Annotated in this window: 1 protein-coding gene and 1 pseudogene; one reads left to right on the top strand and one right to left on the bottom strand. The window is 63.8% G+C overall.

The window, feature by feature from the left end; translation table 11 throughout:
• Positions 1-128, bottom strand: a pseudogene (locus ADL12_RS50990) (transcriptional regulator); the annotation flags it as partial.
• A gap of 92 nt (positions 129-220) precedes the next feature.
• On the opposite strand from ADL12_RS50990, the gene ADL12_RS25500 reads away from it, so the two are divergent.
• Positions 221-343: arsenate reductase/protein-tyrosine-phosphatase family protein (locus tag ADL12_RS25500; protein ID WP_482262437.1), on the top strand; the 123-nt coding region annotated here is incomplete at its 3' end.

Genomic DNA, 343 nt, shown 5'->3' with positions numbered 1-343 from the left:
CTGCCGGGCACCGGTCTCCTCCACCAGGTGGGTGGTGCACAGCATCTCTTTGGCGAGCAGGGTCACGATCTGGAGCCTGAGCGGGTCGGCCAGAACCCGATCAGATCAGTGTCGACTGACGTCATCATGGACTGATACTCTCACATCAGTGGTGACTGACACCACCGGGTGCTGATGTCATGCGCGCCTGATGTCGTCGTGAGACAAGAGAGACCTCCTGATGTCCGACAAGCCCTCCGTGCTGTTCGTCTGTGTCCACAACGCCGGCCGCTCCCAGATGGCCGCCGCGTGGCTGACCCACCTGGCCGGAGACCGCGTCGAGGTCCGCTCCGCCGGCTCCAAC

Source organism: Streptomyces regalis, assembly GCF_001509475.1.
Lineage (GTDB): Bacteria > Actinomycetota > Actinomycetes > Streptomycetales > Streptomycetaceae > Streptomyces > Streptomyces regalis.
The sequence above is the reverse complement of the archived record's forward strand: the minus strand, read 5'-3'. Positions and strand labels throughout refer to the sequence as shown.